Annotated in this window: 18 protein-coding genes; 17 read left to right on the top strand and 1 reads right to left on the bottom strand. The window is 71.3% G+C overall.

The window, feature by feature from the left end:
• The first annotated feature begins 28 nt into the window (after nucleotides 1–28).
• From I003_RS0126555 to I003_RS33325, 10 genes are all read left to right on the top strand, one after another.
• Complete coding sequence (locus I003_RS0126555) at nucleotides 29–811, top strand: glucose 1-dehydrogenase (protein WP_037721810.1); 783 nt, start codon at nucleotides 29–31, stop codon at nucleotides 809–811.
• A gap of 387 nt (nucleotides 812–1,198) precedes the next feature.
• A complete protein-coding gene (locus I003_RS0126550; protein ID WP_027774275.1) occupies nucleotides 1,199–1,999 on the top strand; it encodes an inositol monophosphatase family protein in 801 nt (266 codons plus the stop codon).
• 44 nt (nucleotides 2,000–2,043) lie between these two features.
• Complete coding sequence (locus I003_RS35770; protein WP_027774274.1) at nucleotides 2,044–2,331, top strand: hypothetical protein; 288 nt, start codon at nucleotides 2,044–2,046, stop codon at nucleotides 2,329–2,331.
• A 351-nt stretch (nucleotides 2,332–2,682) separates the two neighbouring features.
• Nucleotides 2,683–3,507 carry an IclR family transcriptional regulator gene (locus I003_RS0126540; protein WP_027774273.1) on the top strand — a complete coding sequence of 275 codons (825 nt, stop codon included), beginning with the start codon at nucleotides 2,683–2,685 and terminating at the stop codon, nucleotides 3,505–3,507.
• The gene (locus tag I003_RS33340) at nucleotides 3,500–4,852 is read left to right on the top strand and encodes an FAD-dependent oxidoreductase (protein ID WP_051368512.1); all 1,353 of its coding nucleotides are present in this window, start codon (nucleotides 3,500–3,502) and stop codon (nucleotides 4,850–4,852) included. The genes I003_RS0126540 and I003_RS33340 overlap by 8 nt, the downstream gene beginning before the upstream one ends.
• Before the next feature lie 16 nt (nucleotides 4,853–4,868).
• Nucleotides 4,869–6,161: an ABC transporter substrate-binding protein gene (locus tag I003_RS0126530; protein WP_037721808.1), complete on the top strand. Its 1,293-nt coding sequence runs from the start codon at nucleotides 4,869–4,871 to the stop codon at nucleotides 6,159–6,161.
• A 137-nt stretch (nucleotides 6,162–6,298) separates the two neighbouring features.
• Entirely contained in the window at nucleotides 6,299–7,108 is an 810-nt protein-coding gene (locus tag I003_RS33335; RefSeq protein WP_486584398.1) for a carbohydrate ABC transporter permease, read from the top strand.
• Nucleotides 7,105–7,959 (top strand): carbohydrate ABC transporter permease, encoded by an 855-nt coding sequence (locus tag I003_RS0126520; RefSeq protein ID WP_078564402.1) that lies wholly within the window; start codon nucleotides 7,105–7,107, stop codon nucleotides 7,957–7,959. The genes I003_RS33335 and I003_RS0126520 overlap by 4 nt, the downstream gene beginning before the upstream one ends.
• 20 nt (nucleotides 7,960–7,979) lie before the next feature.
• Entirely contained in the window at nucleotides 7,980–10,007 is a 2,028-nt protein-coding gene (locus I003_RS33330; RefSeq protein WP_051368510.1) for a hypothetical protein, read from the top strand.
• Nucleotides 10,004–12,448, top strand: a complete 2,445-nt coding sequence (locus tag I003_RS33325; protein ID WP_106966346.1) for a family 78 glycoside hydrolase catalytic domain — start codon at nucleotides 10,004–10,006, stop codon at nucleotides 12,446–12,448. The genes I003_RS33330 and I003_RS33325 overlap by 4 nt, the downstream gene beginning before the upstream one ends.
• 158 nt (nucleotides 12,449–12,606) lie before the next feature.
• On the opposite strand, the gene I003_RS0126505 is transcribed toward I003_RS33325, so the two are convergent.
• Nucleotides 12,607–12,924, bottom strand: a complete 318-nt coding sequence (locus tag I003_RS0126505; RefSeq protein ID WP_078564399.1) for a DUF2690 domain-containing protein — start codon at nucleotides 12,922–12,924, stop codon at nucleotides 12,607–12,609.
• A 327-nt stretch (nucleotides 12,925–13,251) separates the two neighbouring features.
• On the opposite strand from I003_RS0126505, the gene I003_RS36210 reads away from it, so the two are divergent.
• From I003_RS36210 to I003_RS33315, 7 genes are all read left to right on the top strand, one after another.
• The gene (locus tag I003_RS36210; protein ID WP_027774268.1) at nucleotides 13,252–13,668 is read left to right on the top strand and encodes a hypothetical protein; all 417 of its coding nucleotides are present in this window, start codon (nucleotides 13,252–13,254) and stop codon (nucleotides 13,666–13,668) included.
• The gene (locus tag I003_RS0126490) at nucleotides 13,665–16,025 is read left to right on the top strand and encodes a tetratricopeptide repeat protein (RefSeq protein ID WP_027774267.1); all 2,361 of its coding nucleotides are present in this window, start codon (nucleotides 13,665–13,667) and stop codon (nucleotides 16,023–16,025) included. Before I003_RS36210 ends, I003_RS0126490 begins: the two co-directional genes overlap by 4 nt.
• A gap of 301 nt (nucleotides 16,026–16,326) precedes the next feature.
• Nucleotides 16,327–16,791 carry a DUF6042 family protein gene (locus tag I003_RS37095; protein ID WP_486584397.1) on the top strand — a complete coding sequence of 155 codons (465 nt, stop codon included), beginning with the start codon at nucleotides 16,327–16,329 and terminating at the stop codon, nucleotides 16,789–16,791.
• Nucleotides 16,730–16,987, top strand: coding sequence for a DUF6042 family protein (locus tag I003_RS37090; RefSeq protein ID WP_486584396.1), 258 nt, complete (start codon nucleotides 16,730–16,732; stop codon nucleotides 16,985–16,987). The genes I003_RS37095 and I003_RS37090 overlap by 62 nt, the downstream gene beginning before the upstream one ends.
• Complete coding sequence (locus I003_RS0126480; protein WP_051368506.1) at nucleotides 16,984–17,574, top strand: AAA family ATPase; 591 nt, start codon at nucleotides 16,984–16,986, stop codon at nucleotides 17,572–17,574. The genes I003_RS37090 and I003_RS0126480 overlap by 4 nt, the downstream gene beginning before the upstream one ends.
• Before the next feature lie 24 nt (nucleotides 17,575–17,598).
• Complete coding sequence (locus I003_RS0126475; protein WP_027774265.1) at nucleotides 17,599–17,784, top strand: hypothetical protein; 186 nt, start codon at nucleotides 17,599–17,601, stop codon at nucleotides 17,782–17,784.
• Nucleotides 17,785–18,337: 553 nt separating this feature from the next.
• Nucleotides 18,338–18,997, top strand: a complete 660-nt coding sequence (locus I003_RS33315) for a pentapeptide repeat-containing protein (protein WP_486584395.1) — start codon at nucleotides 18,338–18,340, stop codon at nucleotides 18,995–18,997.
• Nucleotides 18,998–19,067 lie beyond the last annotated feature (70 nt).

The raw sequence follows: 19,067 nt of genomic DNA, 5'->3' as shown, positions 1-19,067 counted from the left end.
CACCCATCCACATCGACCGAAGGACACCATGACCACCGCCTTGCACCACCCTGCCCTCCCCGCCGCCTGGGATCTCACCGGACGGGTGGCCGTCGTGACCGGAGCCGCCCGCGGCATCGGCCACGCCACCGCCACCCTGCTGCGCGACCGTGGCGCCCGGCTGGTCGTCACCGACCGGTCCGAGGCCGTCGAGGAGTTCGCCGCGAAGGACCCCGACAACATCGCCGCCCTCGTCGGCGACGTCGCCGACGAGGACCACGCCCGGGCCACCGCGATGCTCGCGACCAGCCGCTTCGGCTCGCTGGACATCCTGGTCAACAACGCCGGCCGCACCCTGAACAAGCCGGTCACGGACACCACCGTCGAAGACTTCGACGACATCCTGCGCGTCAACGCACGCGGCAACTTCGTGCAGGCTCGTGAGGCGTTCCGCGCCATGGAGACCGGCGGCAGGGCGGGTGCGATCGTCTCGATCGCTTCCGTCTCGTCGCTGGTCGCCTTCGCCACGCAGACCGCGTACGCCGCATCCAAGGGCGCCCTGGCCCAGATCACCCGTGTGCTGGCCATCGAGGGCGGCCCCAAGGGCATCCGCTCCAACGCCGTGCTCCCCGGGGTCATCGACACCGACATCATGGAGGGCGTCGTCGACAACGGCCGCGAGATGCTCGCTTCATTCGGCCCCGCCCACCCCATCGGACGGATCGGGCGCCCCGACGAGGTCGCAGAAGCCGTCGCCTTCCTCGCTTCCGACGCGGCCGCCTTCGTCACCGGCGCCCTCCTGACCGTCGACGGCGGCTGGACCGCCCAGTGACGACCTCCCGACCGGGCTGCGGCTTGCAGATTCCGGACCCGCGCGGGACCAACTATCGATCCGCGCATAAAGCAGCTGATCGAACGGGTCCCACTGGCGGTGTTCACGGCTGTCGGGGACTACTGCGGTCTGTCCGTCGACCGGGCCGCGGTTGAGGCGGGGCTGCTGCCCCTGGCCGTGCTCCCTGCGCCAGTCTGAGGCTCCCGGCCCGTGCGTGGCCTGCCTGGGCTGGCCGACCTGCTCCCGCTGCGGCCGGCGCCGCGACGATCCGCAACGCCAGCGCCTGCCGCGCCTGTGACCAACCCACCGGGCCGAAAGGGACGTAGCTAGTGCTCTGACGGGGAAGGTTCGCCGGGGCGGTAGCTTCTCCCCGATAGTCTGCACGGCGTGATCGACTCATACGCGAACTCTGATGATGCTGCGGTCGCGATAGCCGGGGCGCTGGCTGGCGCGGAGGTGGTTCGCAGTATGTACGGCCAGCGGCTCAACCGCATCGACAAGGGTGCCGGGGACTTTGCCACCGCCGCCGATGTGGAGGCCGAGAAGACGATCCTCAACGTCATCCGTGTCGCACGGCCCGATGACGCTGTGCTCGGCGAGGAAGGCGGGCAGCAGGGTGCCGCCGGCGCTGTGCGTCAGTGGTTGGTGGATCCCCTGTGCGGCACGCTGAACTACGCCGTCGGCACCATGCTGGTGGCCGTCAACGTGGCGCTGCGCGAGGGGGCGGCGGCCGTGGCCGACCCGTTCAGCGGCGAGGTCTTCTTCACCGACGGGCAGACCGCCTGGGTGCGGCATGACGGGGCCGAGGACGCACTGCTGACGCCCACGCCCGCTACCCGATTGGTGGACGTCAACCTGGATCCGCCGTTCCCGGGCGCGCCGGGATTCCGGGCCGTGGATCTGCTGGCCCGCTCTGAGTTCGTCGAACGTTTCCGGCCGCGTGTCGTATCCACGACGCTGGCGCTGGCCTGGGTGGCTGCCGGCAAGCGCGCCGCGTATGTCACCGATGGCGGCGACCTCTCCAAGAGCGTGCATTTCGCGGCCGGTATCGCTTTGTGCCGGGCTGCCGGCTGCGTTGTCACCGGCATCGACGGTGCCCCGATAGGTGAGGCAGGCCGTGGGCTTGTGGCCGCCGCCGACGAAGAGACGCACGGGCTGCTGATGTCGATGATGCGCAACCGAAGCTAGTGCTGTGACCGTACGGGCTTCGCCGGGGTGGGTCAGGCTGCGGCTTGGAGGCGCCTGCCGCCCCGGCGGACGCCCTTCTCGCTGCGGGTCCGGGCACGTTCACCGGCGACGGCTTCACGGTGGAGAACACCGACGAGTCACCGCGGGCGAACTGGCGGGAGCGCGGCGGTAGCACCACCGCGCTGCCCATGGGCAGGGTTCCGGCACCACGTGCCGGAACCCTGTGCCTCGTTCGCTCTCTTGCGTTCCATCTCATGATGATCGCCCCCTCCCGGGCCCTCCCGGCCGCCCGCTGCGCGCTCGCGCCCAAGGCCCGCGCGTACCTGGCCTGATTCCGGCCCCACTCATCCGCCGGCCCGACCCACAGCCGTCCGGCGAGGGCTGCGCATCCGGCCGCCCGCCGGTCCGCCGCGCCCCATCTGTCCCGATCCTCGCGCCGGGAGAACGGCCCAAGGGCGTTTCTGCGTGCGCCCGGCCGGGGAGCGCACCGCTCCCGGGCGCAGCGGTCAGCGTCCGCCGCCGGCGGGTGAGTTGCTGCCCGGCGTGGCCTCTGAACAGCCTTGGAACGGCCCCGGGCTCCCTTGAAACGTTTCGGTCCGACCTCTTGTCGTGCAGGGGCCGTGGTGCCAAGGTGTGTCCCTGCGACAAAGTCGAACTGCCTTCTATTTTGTAGAACGGGGATCATGAGCGACGACGAGGTGCGGCCGAAGCTTCAACAGGCCGGAGCTGTCAAGAGCCCGATTCAGACGATCGACCGGGTCGCCGCCCTGCTGGAGGCGGTGGCTGGAGCCGGCCCCGCCGGGATCGCGCTGACACAGGCCACCGATGCGGTCGGGCTGCGAGCCTCCACGGGCCGCACCCTGCTCTCCGCGCTGGTGATGCACGGGCTGGTCGTGCAGATCGAGTCCTCCCGCCGCTACGTACTGGGCCCGCGCTTCTTCGAGCTGAACCGCACCTACACGCTCCAGAACGACCTCGGTGCGGTGGCCGCCCCGGTGCTGCGCGAGCTGTGGGAGACAAGCCAGGAGACCGTGCAGCTGGCCACGCTCCAGCACGGCCGCCGGGTGGACGTGAGCGTGCTCGTCGGACCGCAGCTGCTCAATGTCAACCCCACCACCATGCGCTCGGCGTCCGAGCCGGTCGAACCGCTCATCCACACGGCCGCGGGCAAGGTGCTGCTGGCCGGACTGCCGGAGGCCGAGCGGGACCGGCTGCTCGCCTCCGGGCGTACCGCCTTCGACCGGCAGACGGTGCTGGCGGAACTGACGGCGGTGGCCGAGCGGGGCGTAGCGACCAACCACGAGGAGGAGGTCACCGGGGTTTGCGGGATCGCCGCGCCGGTGCGCGACCACAGCGGACGGGTCGTCGCCGCGCTCTGCCTCGGGTACCCCTCGGCCCGGCGCTCCCCGGCCTACGAGGAGCGGCTGCGGGCGGCGACCACCGCGTCCGCCGCCGAGCTGTCGGTCCTGCTGGGCGCCCCGGACGACGAGCGGGGCCACCGTGCGTGAGGACCTCGACGTGCTCGTCGTCGGCGGCGGCCCCGCCGGTATCTGCGCTGCGGCTCAGGCCGCCGGACTGGGCGCACGCACCGGCCTGGTGGAGAAGAACGGCGCGCTGGGCGGGACGACCACGGTCGCCGGCGTCGCGCTGCCGGGCCTCTTCCACGCCTGGGGGCACCAGATCATCGCCGGGATCGGCTGGCGGCTGGTGCGCGAGGCCGCCGAGGTCGGCGGCACCGCGCTGCCGGACTTCTCCCGCTGGGACCTGCCCCACTACCGGCTCCAGGTGCCCGTCAACCCCGCCGTCTACGCCGCGCTCGCCGACCGCACCGTCCTCGTCTCCGGGGCCGAGCCGCTGCTGCACACGATGGTTGCCGAGGTCGAGTGGACCGACTCCCGGTGGCGCGTGGTCCTCTGCGGCAAGGAGGGCTTGCGCGAGGTGTGGGCCGGCCGCCTCGTGGACTGCACCGGCGACGCCGACGTGGTGGCGCTGGCCGGACTCGCCCGGCGGCGCAATCCGCGGCAGCAGCCGGGCACCCTGATGGTGCGATTCGGCGGCTACGACCACCTCGCTGTGGACGATCTCGATCTCGCCGCCCTCGACCGGGCCTACGACGCGGCGCTGGCCGAAGGCGTCCTGCGAGCCGAGGACTTCCAGTCGGCCGTCCATCCCCTGGGCAAGCTGCTGCGCCACCGCGGGGAGAACGCCATCCACGTCACCGGCGTGGACGGCGGTACGAGCGACACCCGTACCCAGGCCGAACTCGCCGGTCGCCGCGCCCTGTTGAGGATCTTCCGGTTCCTGCGCGCACAACCGGGCCTGGAGGGGCTGACCATCGACTCCTGGGCGGTGGAGACCGGCATCCGGGAGACGTTCACCATCGACGGCCTCGCCCGGGTCACCGTCGACGACTACCGCGGCGGACGTCTGTGGGACGACGCCGTCTCCTACAGCTTCTACCCCATCGACGTGCACCGCTCCGACGGCGACGGCGTCGACATCCGCCCCCTGGACTACGGAGTGCTGCCGACCATTCCCCGGGACGCCATGGTGCCCCGGGACGGTCCGGGGGCGCTGCTGGTCGCCGGGCGGTCCGTGGCCGGGGACCAGGAGGCCAACTCGGCCTACCGGGTTCAGGCTTCGTGCATGGCCACGGGCCAGGCGGCCGGTACGGTCGCCGCCCTCTCCGCGGCGACGGACACCCCCGTCCAGGACGTCCCTGTCGCCGCGATCCACCGCACCCTGCGAGCCACCGGCGCGATCGTCCCCGGGGACGTCACGGTCGCCCCGCGGCCGCCCACCGGACCGGTCGGTCCCATCCCGCCATCCCGCCCAGCCCCGCCCCGCCGGTGAAGGAGAAACGGAAAAAATGAGCACCAGCGTCCGAGCCAGACGGCGCCCCCGCGTCCGGGTCGCACTCGCAGCCGCAGTGGCCGCCGTCCTTGCCCTGCCCAGCTGCGGATTCGTCCGGTCCGGCGACGAAGCCGGCACATCCACCACCCTGTCCGCCTACACCAGTCCGGAGCAGAACACCGGACTGAAGGAGTTGTACGCCGCCTACGAGAAGCAGGAGGGTGTCACCTTCGACGCCTCCCACGCCGCGGCGGAGGAGCTGAACCAGCAGCTGCGCGTCCAACTCACCTCGGGTACCGCGGCCGACGTCATACGCGTCTCCCCGGGATACTCCAGCCCGGTCTCGGCGGGCGTGCTCGGCCAGACCGACGAACTGGCCGACCTCTCAAACTCCGCGTGGGCGGACCGGCTCGACGACAGCACCGCCGTGCTGGCGCAGGCCGGGGATCGCACCGTCGCCTACCCGGTGGGCCGCAACGCCATCGTGGCGGCCTACAACAAGGAGGTCTTCGCCGAGCTGGACCTGGAGGTGCCCACCACCTGGAGCGAACTCCTCGACGCCTGCGAGACGTTGAAGAAGGCGGGCAAAACTCCGATCGCCGCCGGGCTGGTCGAGGGCATCTACCTCCAGTTCTACGTCTACGCCCTGGCCGGGACCCTCGTCCACGCCGAGCAGCCCGACCTCGACGAGCGGATGCGCGCGGGGAAGACGAGCTTCGCCGAGGAGCCCGCGTGGACGGAGGTCTTCGACAAGCTCACCAAGCTGTCGGAGTACTTCACCCCTCACGCGCTGGGCACCCCACCCGACCAGGCCCAGCAGGAACTGGCCCGCGGCAAGGCGGGGATCACGCTGCTGGTCTCGGCCGGGCTCCCCCAGCTCTACGACTACGCACCCGACGGGGCTGAGACGTTCGGCCTCTTCGCGCTGCCCGCCGATGAGGACCCCGGGGCGACGATGCTCCCCACCGCCCCCGACTTCCTCGCTGTCAACGCCGCCTCACCGCGGGTGGCGCAGGCCAAGAAGTTCCTCGACTTCCTCTCCCGACCGAAGAACGTGGACCGCTACGCAAAGACCCTGGGCGTCCTGCCCGGCCTCGGCAAGACCCCGGATGCGAAGGACTCCCCGCTGGCCGAGGTGCTCCCGCTGGTGGAGGAGGGCCGTACCGCACCCTACGCCAACTACCTGTGGACCAACGGAGACACCCAGCAGACGCTGCTCCAGTCCGGGCAGCAGCTGCTGGACGGGAAGATCGACGTCCCGGAGCTGCTGCGCAAGATGGACAAGCAGTACGCGAAGGGCGCCCCGTGACCGCCTCCGCACCGCCTCGTCCGGCCGCGGTCGGACGAGGCCGCCGGCGACCGGACAGGGGGCGGGGCCCGCGCAGCCCCGGCCGTGCCGGAGCACCCTATCTCTTCGTTCTCCCGGCGCTCCTGATCTACGGCGTCGTGATCCTCTACCCGGCGGTTGCCGGCGGGCTGTACGCGTTCACCGACTGGACCGGCCGGGCCGGCGGCGCGAACTTCGTCGGCCTGGACAACTTCCGCCAGCTGCTGACGGCGGACTCCGCGCGCTCCGCCCTGGTCAACACCCTGCTGATCGCCGCGGCCTGCACGGTCGTCCAGACGGCGGCCGGGCTCGGCCTGGCCCTGGCGCTCAACACCCGCCTGCGCAGCCGCAACGTACTGCGCACCCTCTTCTTCGCCTCCGCGCTGCTGCCACCGTTGATCATCGGCTTCCTGTGGCAGTACGTCCTCACGCCCACCGGTCCGCTCAACACCGCCCTGGACGAGGTGGGCCTGGGCGCCCTGAAGCAGAACTGGCTGGGCGACGGTTCCCTCGCGCTCGGCTCGGTGATCGCCATCATCATCTGGCAGAACGCCGGACTGACCATGGTCATCTACCTGGCCGGCCTCCAGGGCGTCCCGGCCGAACTGTACGAGGCCGCCGCCATCGACGGCGCCGGGGTCTGGCAGCGGTTCCGCTCGGTCACCCTGCCGCTGCTGCTGCCGGCGACCACGATCGCGCTGTCCCTGACCCTCATCGGCAGCCTGAAACTCTTCGACCAGGTCTTCGCCATGACCGGCGGCGGCCCCGGCTACGCCACCGAAACGCTGGCGGTGGTCATGTACAAGGAGGCATTTGTCTCCGGCGAGTTCGGCTACAGCGCGGCCATCGCCCTGGTGCTCACCATGCTGGTCTTCGCCTTCGCCATGGTGCAGCTGCGCACGCTGAGACGCTTCGAGGTGGACACATGAGCGCCCCGCACCGCCGCACCGGCAAGCGCGGCATCCGCCGGGCGCGCGCCGCGCTGGGCGAGCTGACGATGATCGGCGCGGGGGTGCTGTTCGCATTCCCCTTCTACGTCTTCCTCAGCATCTCCCTGAAAACCCCGGACCAGGTCGCCGCCGACCCGCTGGGCCCGCCCTCCGGGCTGCACCTGGACAACTACACCACCGCCTGGCGCGAGGCCGCGCTCGGCCAGGCGCTGTTCAACTCCACCGTCGTCGCCGTCCTCAGCGTCGCCCTGCTCGTCGCGCTGGGGTCGCCGGCCGCCTACACGCTCGCCCGCCGCGCCAGCCGCGTCAGCTACGCCACGTACCTGCTCTTCCTGCTGGGCATCATGATCCCGCTCCAGCTGGGCATGGTGCCGCTCTACCAGCTGATGCGCGACGCCAACCTGCTCCAGACCTACACTTCACTGATCATCTTCAACATCGGCAGTCAGCTGCCGATAACGGTCTTTCTCTACGCCGGCTTCACCCGGGCGCTGCCCCGGGAGTACGAGGAAGCCGCCCGGGTGGACGGCGCCGGCACCCTGCGTACCTTCCTCGCCGTCGTCTTCCCGCTGCTGCGCCCGGTCACCGGCACCGTGGTGATCATCTCCGCGATCAACGTGTGGAACGAGTTCCTCACACCGCTGCTCTACGTCGGCGGCAGCGATCAGCAGACACTCCCCGTGGCCATCTTCGCCTTCCGCGGCGAGTTCAGCACCAACTGGGGCGTGATCTTCGCCGGCATGGTCCTCGCGATCCTGCCGATCCTGCTCGTCTACTTCCTCCTCCAGAAAACGATCATCAAGGGCTTCGCCTCCGGGCTGAAGGGCTGAAGGGCTGAAAGGACACCACCATGGCCGAACCCACCACACCGTCCCACCTCCCCGCCGGCCGCCCCTCCCGTCCCGCGGCCGGGACGGGCCGCTTCATGCCCGGACTCTCCCGCCGCACCCTGCTGGTCGGCGCGGGCACCGGAGCGCTGCTCACCGCCACCGGCGGGGCGATACCGGCGACCTTCGCCGCCCAGCCGCCCGCCGACCAGCCCACGGCGGCCGAGGCCGGCCTGCCCACGATCGCGCCGCTGCCCGCCGGGGCGCCGGACCGCAGCCTCTTCAGCCACCCAGAACAGCGGCTCGCGCCCTACCTCGCCACCCTGGCGCCGATGGTCAACGAGATCGTCACCGACGGCTCCGAGCAGCACGGCTGGATGGCCGGGGGATGGTGGCGCACCCCCACCGAGCCCTTCAACGCCCGCATCCAGGAACATGTACGCACCCTCGCCTGGTTCGCCACCACCGAACGCCCCTGGAACCCGTACCACGGCGATCCCGCGCTGCTGGCCCGGCTGGACGCGGCACTGGGCCACTACCTCTCGCTCCAGCACGAGAACGGCTCTTGGCCCGAGTACGCTGCGGACGAGCACTCCCGGGCGGCGACCGCCTTCGCCCTCGGCTACCTCTCCAAGACCCTCCAGGACCTGCGGCGCACCGGGCACCTGCCCGAGACGCAGCAGGCGATCGCGGCCGCGCTGCGCCGGGCGGTCACCTGGTTCCTCGACCCGGGCAACACCGGGGTCTGGCAGCACGGGCCCATCGAGTTCGTCAACCAGCCCATGGCCGGTCTCGCCGGGGCCGCCCTCGCGCTGCACCTGGATCCCGCCCCGGCCCTTCGCGCGCAACTGCACGACCGGATCGCGGACATCGCCGCCCGCGGCCAGAGCCCCGCCGGGTACTTCTACGAGCCACGCGGCATGGACATCGCCTACAACCTCAACGTCACCCTCTCCGAAATCGTGGAGATCCTCGACCACCACGACAAGCCCGAACTGGTCGCCATGGTCGAACGGCTGGCCGACTGGCTCGGCTACAACCTGGTCCGCGAGCCGGACGGCGCGGGCTTCATCGCCAACACCGCCGGCTCCGCGCGCACCCCCATGTACTACCTCGACGACGTCACCGCCGAGCCCCAGCAGCGGGATCTGGGCTCCTGGTTCACCCCGCTCGTCCCGGCGATGGCCGCGTTCTACCCCACCGCCGAGGACCGCACCGCCCAGCGCACCGCCTGGGCCGCCGACCCCGCCCCCGTCCCGCAGCAGGAGCGCGGGGCCACCAACCCGCGCATCCTCGTCAACATCCCCTACGGCGAGCGCTACCCCTCCACCGCCGCCAAGACCGCCGCCATCGCCACCCTGCCCTACCTCGCTTCCCGCCGCTTCACCGAGCTGCGCCGCGACCCGGGCGGCGAGGACTACCTCTTCGTACGCCGCCCCGGCTACTACACGATGGCCCACTACGGCCCCCAGGCGACGAGTCTCGTCCGCTCCGGGCCCTCCCTCATCTGGCACCCCGACGCCGGCACGTTCGTGCACAGCGGCCACAACAGCAACACCGACTGCTGGGCGACCGTGCTGCCGAACGGCGCCACCGACGCCGCCTCGGACCTCGCCGTGCGCTACTTCGACGGCGACCCGGCAGACGGCGCGGAGCTGACCGGGAAGGAGGTCGCCGGCGTCCGCGACCTCGGCCTGACCTGGCGCAGCCCGCAGGGCAACGTCACCGGCGCCGCCCTGCTGAGCGACCACTCCATCACCCGGCGCCTCACCGTCGTCGGCGAGGCGACCGAGCAAGTACCGTTGGTACTGCGCGCGAACGACCAGCTGGTCTGGATCGGTAGCGGCCCGGTGCGCATCGGCAGCACCGTCACCGCCAGCGGCCTGCGCCTCCGGCGAGGCCGGGTCACCCTGGACATCCGCTGGGAGAAGCCGCTGCAGGCGAGCGTGACGGCGCTGGACCGGACCTACTTCGCCGACGCCCGCGCCCAGGCCCACGTTCTGCGCGTCGCGCACCCGCCCACCGCCGTCTTCCACTACCGCCTGCAATGAGCGTGAAGGTGGGCGGGCTGACCGTCGAGCACACCGCCGAGCCCGTCGGCATCGATGTCGTGCCCCGGTTCGCGTGGCTCGTCACCGACACCACCGGGCGGCCGGTCGCGCCCCTCGCCCACCGGCTGCTGGTGCGCGACCGCGACGGCGTGCGCTGGGACAGCGGCCGGGTGGAGACCACCCGGACCACCGAGATCGCCTACGGCGGGCCGCCCCTTGCCCCCCTGCGCCGCCACCGCTGGACGGTCCAGGTATGGGTGGGCGGTCGGCGGCTGACCGCCGACTCCACCTTCGTCACCGGGGTGGTGGACGGCGACTGGCACGGCGCTTCCTGGCTGGCCGGCCCCGAGGGCGCAACAGCGGCCCCGCTGCTGCGCCGCCCCTTCACCCTGCCCTTCGAGCCCGTCGAGGCGTACCTGGTGGTGGCAGCGGGCGGCTGGGCCCGGGTCGAGCTGGACGGCACGCCCGTCCAGCCCTACCTGCTCAGCCCGGGGTTCACCGACTACGACGTCCGCGTCCAGTACGTCGTCAGCGACGTGACGGCGGCGCTGCGGGCAGGCCGGCACGCGCTCGGCGCCGAACTGGGCCGCGGCTTCCACAGCATGACCCGGCGCAACACCTGGGACTGGCACACAGCGCCGTGGCACGGACCGCCCCGGATGCGCCTGCTGCTCCTGGCCCGGGACGGGGCCGGCGCCACCTGCACGGTGGTCTCGGACGGCTCCTGGCACACCGTCGACGGCCCCACCCGGGCCGACGACCTCTACGCCGGGGAGGACTACGACATCCGCCACGAGCGGCCCGGCTACGCCACCCACGACCACGTCGAGGATGCGGCCTGGCGCCCGGCCCGCGTGGTGCCGGGCCCCCGCGGCCGCCTCTGCCACCAGCGGCAGCCCCCGATCGGGGTCACCGAGACCCTCGCCCCGGCATCCATCACCGAACGGGCGCCGGGGCACTGGGTGTTCGCCTTCCCGCGGGTGCTGGCGGGCTGGGTACGGATGAAGGTCCCCGCCGCCCCCGGCCGCGGCCCGACGACGGTCGAGCTGCGGCACGGGGAACTGCTCCACCCCGACGGCACCGTCCGCGCCGAAGACGACCGCGGCTACTACGACGGGCGGTTCCAGACGCACCGAGTCACCCTCGACGACCCGGCGCTCGACTGGCGGCCGAGCTTCACCTACCAGGGCTTCCAGTACGTGGAGGTACGGGCCCCCGGGCTGACCGGGCCGCCCGCGCTGACCGCGGAGGCGGCCCGCACCCTGGTCCGCCGCACCGGCAGCTTCGCCTGCTCGGACCCGCTGCTCACCCGACTGCACGAGCTGACCTGCCGCACGGTGGCCAACAACCTGCACCACCTGCCCACCGACACCCCCGCCTACGAGAAGAACGGCTGGACCGGTGACGGGATGCTGGGCACCGAGCTGTTCCTGCTCAACTTCGACGCTCACGAACTGGTGGCCAAGTGGCTCACGGACGTCGCCGACTCCCGGCACGGCTGCGGCGCCCCGGCCGTCATCGCCCCCTTCGGCGGCTGGCGCATGGACTGGTCGCCCGCCCCCACCTGGCACGCCGCGCTGATACTCGGCCCGTGGTGGCTGCACCGCTACACCGGCGACCGCCGCATCCTCGCGGAGCTGTGGCCCGACATGGTCTCCTACCTGGAGTACGAACTGGCCCGCAGCCCCGGCGGGTTGGCCGACACCACACTCGGCGACTGGGTGAGCCCGGACACCGACCCCGAAGGCGGCAACCCGCCGGAGGACCGCCGGGTCGCAGCCACGGCATTCCTGCACGCCATGGCGCTCGCCCTGGCCGACACCGCCGACACCCTCGGCCGGCCGGCCGACTCCTCACGCTGGCGGCGTACGGCGGCCCGGATCCGCACCGCGTTCCGGCGCACGTTCGTACGACCCCCGGGCGGCGGGGACGGGGCACCGGTAGTGGCGGGCCGGGGAGACGCCGGCTTCCGCCAGGCCCACCACGTGCTGGCGCTGGCCCTGCGGCTGCTGCCGCCCCCGACCGCGCGCCGGACCGCCGACGCCCTGGCCGCCGACATCCGCGCCCGCGGAGGCCACCTGGCCACCGGCGCGCTCGCCACCAAGTTCCTGCTGCCAACCCTCACCGCCTACGGGCACCTCCAGCTGGCGCACACCGTCGCCACCCGGGTCACCCATCCCAGCTGGGGCTACTGGGTCGAGCGCGGCGCGACCACACTGTGGGAGCACTGGAGCGAGGAATCCCGCTCCAGGGGCCACTACTTCCTGGGCACCCTCGACGACTGGCTCTTCCACACCCTGGCCGGGCTGCGCCCCACCGAGCCCGGCTGGGGCCGCACAGCGCGCGCCCGGCCGCAACTGCCGGAGGGCGTCGACTGGGTCCGCGCCTCGGTCCGCACGCCCTACGGCGTCCTGCGCTGCGACATACACCGGCAGCCATGAATCCATGCCGGCCGGGCCGGTGCAGCGGACCGTGGGCTCTGAAGCATGCCTCCACGGTGGCGGGCTTGGGAGAGAACTGCAGCAGTGCTTGTGGTCCGCGACTGTCGGCGTAGTCCGACAGCGCTGGCCAGGTATGCAGCCCGTCCTGGGCATAGGTGTCAGGGCGCAAAGCACTCGGTGTCTTCTTCGCCCGCTGGGATGAAGCACAGTTTCAGACTGTCCCGGCTCTTTACACCGACCATCGGCGTGAAGAGGTAGGCGTCCGTGTCGGCTTTGCTTCTGACGACCACCCGGCGCGGTTCGGCGTCTGCTGCCGAGATCTCGATCGCGTCCCCGATCTCCGCCCCCCAGAGCCGGCCCCATCCGGCGGCGCAGGTCACGCTGTAGCGGATGACGAGCCACGCGCCCGTCTCCGAAGAGGAGGAGGCAGAGCATGTCAAGCAGCTGATCGAACGGGCCCCACTGGCGGTGTTCACGGCTGCCGGGGACCACCGCGGTCTGTCCGTCGACCGGGCCGCGGCTGAGGCGGGCCTGTCGTGCGGTCGCCCCCTGCCCGGCTACAGGCCGGGGGAGTGTTGACCGGCAGACGACCTGTACTTCGTGACGTGTTGCTCCCGAATCCTCGCCGCCAGCCCGGCCGGATGCGGACCCCTGCATCATCAGGCAGCGCACGGACCGTCCCGGCGGCGGGGTTCTTTCTCCTACGTCACCGCCCTGCCCACCGTCATCATCATCGCCGTCTGATGGCACTGGGCTAACTCATATAGAGTCACTGAAGAGACACGCTGCGTGCGGGAGGCGGTATGGATCCGATCGTCTTAGCCACTGGCAGCGCGCTGGTCAGTGCGGCGGCCACAGACGGCTGGCAGCATGTCCGCGACGCCGTCGCCGGATGGTGGCGGCGGGTGCGTCCACAGCAGGCAGCGCACATAGGCACCGACCTGGACGAGCTGCGCGCCCGAGTGATGGCTGCCCGATCGGATGTGGACACGGAGACCGAGCAGGCTCTCGCGGGCACCTGGCGGCTGCGCCTGCAGCAACTCCTGGACGAGGATCCCACGTTCGCCCTCGAGCTGAGGCGGCTGCTGGACGAACACCTCGTCCCTGCCCTATCACCCGGCGAAGGGGACCAGGCGCGCGCGGTCGTCATGCGCGCGGAAGCCCGCGACAGTGCGCGGGTCTACATGGCCGGCGGCGATCAGCACATCACCGGCGCATGACAGCGGACCCGGACGACAGCCGGGGCACCCCTTCCCCCGCGGTCATCGAGGCGCACGCGCACGGGGCGGCGCACGCGTACATCGCGGGTCGGGACGTACACGTCACGACTCATGCAGCGCCGACGCCAGCCATGGCCGCACTCCACACGCTGCCCCGTGACGTGGTCTCCTTCAGCGGGCGCGATGCGGACCTCTCCCGTCTGCTGCGCCTAGCTGACCGCGACGGGCGGGTGTCGGTGTGCGTCGTCGACGGCATGCCGGGAGTGGGTAAGACGGCGCTGGTGACGCGCGCCGCCCACCTCCTTGCGGACCGCTATCCCGATGGCCAGATGTTCGTGCGGCTGCACGCCTACACCCCAGGGCAGAGCCCGGTCGACCCCGCCGAGGTCCTGGCCTCCCTTCTGGTCGCCAGCGGACTGGCACCCCAGGAAGTACCCTCCACACTCGACGGGCGCGCCTTGAAGTGGCGCGACCGGCTGGCGGGAAAGCGGGTGATGCTCGTACTGGACGATGCCCTGGCCGAGGAGCAGGTCGAGCCGCTGCTGCCCGGCACCCCCGGCTCGCTCGTCCTGATCACTAGCCGCAACCGCCTCGTCGCGTTCGAAGGCGCCGACGCCCTTGAACTCCGCCCGCTGACACAGGACCGGGCGGTCCGGCTGTTCACCGAGCTGGCCCGGCTCTCACCCGCCGGGGATGACGCACGACTGGTGGGCGAGCTGACCGAGCAGTGCGGTCATCTCCCGTTGGCGATCGCGCTACTCGCCGGGCGCTTGCATCGCAGCGGGGCGCATGTCGCTGAGTTCGCTGCTGCCTTCCAGCAAGCGCAGGACCGGCTGAACGAGCTGGCCACCAGCAGAAAGGCCGTGGCCGCCGCGTTCGAGATGTCCTACCGCGGCCTGCCAGCCACCCGCCGGCGCTTCTTCCGCCGCCTCGGCCTGCACCCTGGCACAGAGATGAGCGTGCACGCCACGGCAGCACTGGGCGGCATCCCGCCTACCCAGGCCCGCTGCGACCTGGAGGCGCTGTTTGAGGATCACCTCATCGACCAGCCTGCCCCAGGCCGTTACCGCTTCCACGACCTCGTCCGCGCGTACGCCCGCAACCTCGCGAAACAGGACCCGCCCCAGGACCGCGAGGGGGCCACGGAACGGCTGCTGGACTACTATCAGCACGCCGCGCAGACGGCGGACCGTCTCCTCGGCGACACGCCGCGCACGCGCCCTGCGGCTCCCGGCCGCTCGCTGTCCCTCCCCGCCCTCGATACTCCAGAGCAGGCACTGGCATGGATGCTCACCGAACGGAACGGCGTCCTCGCCTGCATCCGATACGCCTCAAAGACCGCACGGCACACCCGTGTCGTCCGCCTGACCGCCGCCATCTCCGCGTTCCTGCGCCGCCGGGGCTCCAGGGACACGGTCATCGCCCTGCACCAGAGTGCCATCGCCGCGGCCAACCGGGCGGGTGACCAGCTAGGCAAGGCCGACGCGCTGTGGGAACTGGGCCGCGTCAGATACCTCGGCGGCGACTTCACGGTGGCGGCCGAGCTGGAGCAGCGGGCGTTGCGGACTTACGTTGAGCTGGGTGACCGGCTCGGCCAAGCAGACGCGCTGCGGGACCTGGGCCGCGTGCGCGCCGTCACCAGCGACTTCAGCGCAGCGGCCGGATTGGAGGAGCAGGCGCTTCGCCTCTACCGCGACCTCGATGACCGCCTCGGCGAGGCCAACGCGCTGTGGGAGCTTGGCCGTGTCCGGTATCTGACCGGGGAGTACGCGATGGCGGGGGCGTTGGAGGAGCAGGCACTGGACCTCTACCGCGACCTGGGCGACCGCCTCGGCGAGGCCAACGCGCTGCGCGACCTGGGCCGCCTGCGCGCCGACGCCGACGACCTCGCCAGTGCAGCGGAGTTGGAGCAGCGGGCGCTCGGCGTGTACCGCGACCTCGGCAACCTGCACGGGGAGGCTAATGCATTGCGCGACCTGGCCCATGTACGGCACTTGACGGGCGATCACCCGGCGGCGGACGAACTGCTCCGCCGCTCCACAGCCCTTTTCCGCAGGCTGGGCGACGGCCAGGGCGAAGCCAGCGTGCTCAACGCCACCGGCGCGCTCCGGGCCGACACCGTCGCAGCAGAGGACGCACTCGCCGTCTACCGTGAGGCCCTGCAAGTGGCCCGCCGCGTGGGCTCTCCGCTTGACCAGGCACATGCCCTCAGGGGAGCCGCGCTCTGCCACACGCGTTCCGGCTCAGATCAGGCCGCTCTGGCAGATCTCCGCGAGGCGGTAAGCATCTACCGCCGCATCGGTGCGCCTGAAGCAGCACCCGCCGCCGAGCACCTGGTACGCCTTCGTTACCCCTAACGAGCTCGTGCATGGTGGGAAGTGGCACGTCGAGACCTTGATCGCGGACCATGGTTTGCGTGGTGGGGAACCCGATGCGTGCAGCGGTCATTCGCAGTCACCAGGTCACCGGCCTGAGTTCGGAGGTGATCGCCGAACTCATGGCGAAGTCATCTACCGACGACGGCCGGAGATCGGCGGCGGGTTCTCCGCCCCCAGCGATATCGCCCGATCGAGGCCGGCGCGGCGCCGCGCCGGGACCTGGCGATGCCCAACAACTGGTGGATGTCGGGCCGGGGAGCACGTCCTGCCCCGGCAGGGCTTGCTGATCGGGACGGCGTGCCAGCCCGGTTTCACCGGCTCCCTGGACGACCTGGTACACGAGATCTTCGACGGCCACTGGGACATGATCGGCGGCGACCTCGACGGCGCACTCACCTTCTCCTGGCCGGATGAGGAATGGGACCCCGAGGCCGCGACGGAGGGCCGCGAGGCATGCGAGGCAGCCCGCTGGGAGCAGTTCAGCACCATGCTGACGACGGCCGGCTTCCCGGTGCCCACCACCGTGCGTGACCTGTCCGAGCTCTTCCTGACGTGGGGCCTGGCCCGCCGCGAGGAGGCGCCGGGCGGCACCCGGTGGTCGATGCCCGCCGCGCTGCCGCTGCCCGGTGACCTGCTGCCCCCCGGACCCCGCACTCACCGAGCGCCTCGACGGGATCCGCTGGATGATGCGCACCGGCACGCTCCTCGACACCCTCATCAACCACCTGGTCGACGATCTGGGTGAACCGACACAGACCCTCACCTCCCTGGACCGGCTTGCGGGAGCCACGGGCCAGGACGCCGACGACGTCCGGCTCGCTCCCACGGAACTCGTGAAGTCTGGCGACGCCCGCGTTCAGCGCGGCGAGGAGACGGCCGACGCGGAGCGCCTGGAGGCCCACCGCCGGTTCCGCCTGGTCAAGGAAAGGGAGCTTCCATGACAGCCGCATCCAGGTCAGCCGCGGTGACTGAGGCCGCGCACGGCACCGTGGGGACCAGCGACACGCGCCTGATCGTGCTCCGCGGCAACAGCGCCTCGGGGAAGTCGTCCATCGCGGCCGGCCTGCGCGAGAAGTTCGGCCGCAACCTCGCGATCGTCGCACAGGACAACCTGCGCCGGATCGTGCTGCGCGAACGCGACCGGCCCGGCGGCGCCAACATCGGCCTGATCGACCTCACCGCCCGCTACGCCCTCGACAACGGCTTTCACGTCGTCATCGAAGGCATCCTGTACGCCGACCGCTACGGCCCCATGCTCCAGGACCTGGTGCGCGCTCACCACGGCGTCTCGCGCTGCTACTACCTCGACGTGCCGTACGAGGAGACAGTGCGCCGGCACGCGACCAAAGCCGACGCCCAATACCTCCAACACGTCACGCCCGACCACCTCAACGACTGGTACCGGGAGAGAGACCTGCTGCCTGGCGACATGGAGAGCGTCATCAACGCTGACAGCACCCTGGACGACACTGTCCGGCGCATTCTGCGCGAGAGCGGTCTGGACGGGGCACTTCCGATCGACCGCTGAGATGCGTCTCCGCGTACCGCATGGGTGATCGCCTGGGGGGCGTCGACGCCCGGCGGCGCGCTGTGCTCCGCCGAGCCCGCTCCAGCAGAGCTGCGGGACATCCTCGCCTCGGGCCTCGGGCACGCCTACTTCCAGGACCGAGGCCGCCGCGCGGTCGGCCTGGAGGTGACCGTCACCGACATCGACCACCTCGACGTCGACTTGAGCTGAGGCCCGGTTTCTCCTGGACAGCCCGCGGCCCGGCATGCCGGTCACGGTGCTGATCAAGGTTGCTTCTCAGCTTGCACTTCGGCTTGCCCCTTTACGTGCCTCTCGGGTCGCCCCTCAGGTTGCCTTTCCGGTTGCCTCGCAAGGAACAGAGGGGGCAAGGAAATTGCACGTCAGCGCGCTGGGTCAAGGGGGTGCTGGGCCGCCGACTACTTCTCCACAAGTCCTCTCGGGAGAGGTCCGGCCCCGTCGCCGTCGTCCGCGGCGGGCTGCCCGTCGCGTCGAGGCGCTCGGGGCGCCCGAATCCTCCTGCTGGTAGCCGGGTGAAGACGAACCTCCGCTTGGCGGAGAGCGCAGTGGAGGCGCGGATATAGGGAAGAAGGCGGGAGGCCCTCAACTGGAAGCACCACTGAACGCGTTCGCACCGTGTGGGCGCCGAAGCCCAAGATGGCTGACATCAGGGGGCGCAGAGGGCTGCTCCCCGAAGGCCGGCCTTGTCCAGCGGGTGCTCCAGAGCCGTGGCAACCGGCATCGGGCCGGCCGCGTCATGGACGATATGACCGCCACCGACTCGGCTGCGCCACCTGACTATCCGTACTGCGGTCGCGGCGCCGACCCGAGCGGGGACCCGGTGGGGTGCCGGGGCCATCGCGTGCTGCGCATGCCGGTCGACGGCGGTGTGGGCGAGCCGGAGCTGCACGACGGGTGCCTAGCCCACCTCACCGAAGCTGACCGCGACGCCTACCTGACGGCCCTCAGCCCGGGAAGCGATCTCCACCATCGCGGTACGACTTTCGACGCACCTCTCCTGAACAGCTTGCTGAATGCGGTGCGCGACCCCGCGACCGGGCGGCCCCGTCTGGGCCGCGGCGACTTCGGAGGGGCGATCTTCGAGGGCGGCGCCGTTTTCTACAGGGCGACTTTCGGGGGTGACGCTGCGTTCGACGCGGCGTCCTTCCAGGGCAACGGCCGGTTCGACGGAGCGACCTTCCAGGGCGGCGGCCGGTTCGACGGGGCAAGATTCCAAGGCGATGCCGATTTCCGCGAGTCGACCTTCCAGAAGCATGCCCTTTTCCGCGCGGCGGCCTTCGAGCAGGCGTCGCGTGTGGGCCCCGTGATCTGCAGGGGCATAGTGGATCTTTCGGCTGCGGTCTTCGATGTCGCCGTCATCATCGAGGTGACGGCGCGAGGTCTGAGAGGGCGGTTCGTGATCTGATGTCCGTTTCCTGGTGAGGTTGGGGCAGGGCTGGTGGTCGCGGGGCTTGGTCGGCTATTGCTTCCTGGCG

It is taken from the genome of Streptomyces sp. CNQ329 (assembly GCF_000482585.1).
The sequence above is the reverse complement of the archived record's forward strand: the minus strand, read 5'-3'. Positions and strand labels throughout refer to the sequence as shown.

Excerpts from the sequence above, each read along its gene's own strand:
- I003_RS0126555 (WP_037721810.1), top strand. The coding sequence starts at position 29 with ATGACCACCGCCTTGCACCACCCTGCCCTCCCCGCCGCCTGGGATCTC.
- I003_RS0126540 (WP_027774273.1), top strand. The coding sequence starts at position 2,683 with ATGAGCGACGACGAGGTGCGGCCGAAGCTTCAACAGGCCGGAGCTGTC.
- I003_RS0126530 (WP_037721808.1), top strand. The coding sequence starts at position 4,869 with ATGAGCACCAGCGTCCGAGCCAGACGGCGCCCCCGCGTCCGGGTCGCA.
- I003_RS0126520 (WP_078564402.1), top strand. The coding sequence starts at position 7,105 with ATGAGCGCCCCGCACCGCCGCACCGGCAAGCGCGGCATCCGCCGGGCG.
- I003_RS33330 (WP_051368510.1), top strand. The coding sequence starts at position 7,980 with ATGGCCGAACCCACCACACCGTCCCACCTCCCCGCCGGCCGCCCCTCC.
- I003_RS33325 (WP_106966346.1), top strand. The coding sequence starts at position 10,004 with ATGAGCGTGAAGGTGGGCGGGCTGACCGTCGAGCACACCGCCGAGCCC.
- I003_RS36210 (WP_027774268.1), top strand. The coding sequence starts at position 13,252 with ATGGATCCGATCGTCTTAGCCACTGGCAGCGCGCTGGTCAGTGCGGCG.
- I003_RS0126490 (WP_027774267.1), top strand. The coding sequence starts at position 13,665 with ATGACAGCGGACCCGGACGACAGCCGGGGCACCCCTTCCCCCGCGGTC.
- I003_RS37090 (WP_486584396.1), top strand. The coding sequence starts at position 16,730 with ATGATGCGCACCGGCACGCTCCTCGACACCCTCATCAACCACCTGGTC.
- I003_RS0126480 (WP_051368506.1), top strand. The coding sequence starts at position 16,984 with ATGACAGCCGCATCCAGGTCAGCCGCGGTGACTGAGGCCGCGCACGGC.
- I003_RS33315 (WP_486584395.1), top strand. The coding sequence starts at position 18,338 with ATGACCGCCACCGACTCGGCTGCGCCACCTGACTATCCGTACTGCGGT.